We start from the raw sequence: 2,498 nt of genomic DNA on the forward strand, positions 1-2,498 counted from the left end.
CCTCGGCGGGAGTATCTGGACAAGTCCGACGAGGTGTTGGGGGCGGGTGGGCTCGTCTCAGCGGCTTGGGAGGACGTGAAGAAGGTCCGGTATCCGAAGAAGGTTCGGGAGATCGCGAAGCTAGAGGCACAGGCAGTTGAGATGGGCCTCTACAGCAATCACAACATCCACGGACTGCTACAGACCGAGGAGCACATGCGGGCCCTGTTCGGTGCCTGGCTTCCCGCGTACTCGGAGGAGGAGATGGAGCGCATGGTGGCCGCACGGTTGGCCCGGCGGGCCGTCTTCGAGAGGTCGCCAGCGCCAACTCTCAGCTTCGTCCAGGAAGAGGTGACGCTTCAGCGCCCAGTTGGAGGCACAATGGTGTGGCGACGGCAGCTCGAACGCCTATTTGAGCTGGGGCACTTGCGGAACGTGTCCATTCAGGTGATGCCAACTCGCTGCGAGGAACACGTAGGCACGGGCGGACTGATTGAGGTGCTGAAATTCCCTGACGGCACTGCGGTGGGACGCACCGAGGGCGCGTTCAACGGTCGGCCCGTCTCCGATCCGAAGCAGGTCAGGATCCTCGAACTGCGCTATGGCATGATCCGGGCGCAGGCCCTCACGCCCCGAGAGTCGCGGGCCTTGATCGAGCAGATGCTTGGAGAAACATGATCCGCACCTCCACCCCCCAGGACACATCCGGCCTGGACTGGTTCAAGAGCAGCTACAGCAGCAGCGGTGATGGCAATGACTGCGTCGAGGTAGCTAGCGCTCCCGGCACCGTCCACGTACGCGACTCGAAGCACACCACCGGCCTCAGCCTCAAGCTCACGCTCGAAGCCTGGGCCAGCTTTGTGCCTTACGCGTCCGAAAGCTGAGGTCCTTTACTCGACCTCGGCCTCCGGAACATCGACCTCGCCGCCCAGCGAGCGTGCAATGGCCGTGAACTCGATCAGCGCGGACTGGAGGTCGCGGACGATCTCCTCGGCGATCTCCTCCGGCGACAGACCGCTGTCGGCGTCGTCCAGGGCGGGGTCCTTCATCCACGTGATGTCGAGGTTGACCTTGTCGCGAGCGATCAGGTCCTCGTACCTGAACTTCCTGAACGGCCCGTTCTCGTCCTCGGACTCCACACGGGACGACCGAGGCTCGCCGGGGCGATAGGCGGCCACGAAGTCGTCGAGGTGGGCACGCGTCAGCGGGCGCTGCTTGAGCGTGAAGTGCTGGCCGGTACGGAAGTCGTAGACCCAGGTCTCGGTGGTGAGCGGCTTGCCGTCGGCGCGCGGGGGCTTCTTGTCGAAGAAGAGGACGTTGGCCTTGACTCCGCCGGCGTAGAAGATGCCGGTGGGCAACCTCAGGATTGTGTGCAGGTCGAACTCGTTGAGCAGCTTGCGCCGCACCTTCTCACCGGCCCCGCCCTCGAAGAGGACGTTGTCGGGCAGGACGACGGCTGCACGGCCGTTGATCGCAGTGAGCGACATGATGTGTTGCAGGAAGTTCAGCTGCTTGTTGGTGGTCGTCGCGGTGAAGTCGTCGCGGTCGTACTGGATGTCCTCCTTCTCGACCTCGCCGTCCTGGCCGATGACCGTGATCGCGGACTTGCGGCCGAAGGGCGGGTTCGCGAGGACGAGCGTGGCATGCTTGCCGCTGGGCTTCTCGGCTAGGGCGTCGCCGACATCGATGAGGCTGGGCCCGCCGCTCTTGCCGATGCCGTGGAGGAGCATGTTCATCGCGGCGAGGCGGGCGGTGGCGGTGACGAGTTCGTTGCCCCAGATCTTGCGTCCCTCGTCGTACGCCTTGCGCTCCTCCAGCGACATCTTCTGCATGTGGTGGTCGCGGATGTAGGCATGGGCCGCGATGAGGAAGCCGCCGGTACCACAGGCCGGATCGGTGATGGTGTCGTCCGGGCCGGGCCGGGTGACGTCGATCATGGCGTCGATCAGGGCGCGGGGAGTGAAGTACTGACCGGCGCCGGTCTTGGTGTCCGAGGCGCCCTTGGCGAGAAGGCCTTCGTAGGCATCGCCCTTGAGGTCCGCGCCAGTCATCGTCCAGTCTTCGCGGCCGATCAGCTCTACGACCAGCTTCTCCAGGAGGGCCGGTTTGGTGATCCGGTTCTGAGCGTCGGCGAAGATCGTGCCGATGGTGGTGTGCGGCTTGCTCTGGAGATGCTCCAGGGTGTCCCGGTAGTGCTTCTCCAGGGCCACCCCACGCTTGCTGACGAGCGACTTCCAGTTGTAGTCCGTGGGCACGATCGCGCTCATGTCCTGCGCGTCCCACGGATCGTTCTCGATCTCGTCGACCATCTTCAGGAAGAGCAGGTAGGAGAGCTGCTCGACGTACTCGATGGTGGACATGCCGTTGTCGCGGAGGACGTTGCAGTAGTTCCAGAGCTTGGAGACGAGCGTGTTCGTCTGCGCGACGGCTTTGGCGGTCTTCTCGGCCGACTCGTTGGCGGGCTGCTGGTCTTCTACGGGGGCGGTCACAGGTCGAACTCCTGCTGTACGGCTAGGGCG

The 2,498-nt window shown here is 64.4% G+C and carries 3 protein-coding genes; 2 read left to right on the top strand and 1 reads right to left on the bottom strand.

Annotation, left to right across the window (positions count from 1 at the left end):
• On the top strand, positions 1 to 657 hold a 657-nt coding region (locus tag EHS43_RS42415), incomplete at its 5' end, for a DUF5753 domain-containing protein (RefSeq protein WP_125195794.1).
• Positions 654 to 863 (top strand): DUF397 domain-containing protein, encoded by a 210-nt coding sequence (locus tag EHS43_RS42420; protein WP_125195795.1) that lies wholly within the window; start codon positions 654 to 656, stop codon positions 861 to 863. The genes EHS43_RS42415 and EHS43_RS42420, both read left to right, overlap by 4 nt.
• 6 nt (positions 864 to 869) lie before the next feature.
• Here the strand turns inward: EHS43_RS42420 and EHS43_RS42425 are convergent, their stop codons facing one another.
• Positions 870 to 2,468 carry a class I SAM-dependent DNA methyltransferase gene (locus EHS43_RS42425; protein WP_125195796.1) on the bottom strand — a complete coding sequence of 533 codons (1,599 nt, stop codon included), beginning with the start codon at positions 2,466 to 2,468 and terminating at the stop codon, positions 870 to 872.
• Positions 2,469 to 2,498 lie beyond the last annotated feature (30 nt).

The sequence above is a fragment of the Streptomyces sp. RP5T genome (assembly GCF_003933965.1).
In the GTDB taxonomy this organism is placed as follows: Bacteria; Actinomycetota; Actinomycetes; order Streptomycetales; family Streptomycetaceae; genus Streptomyces.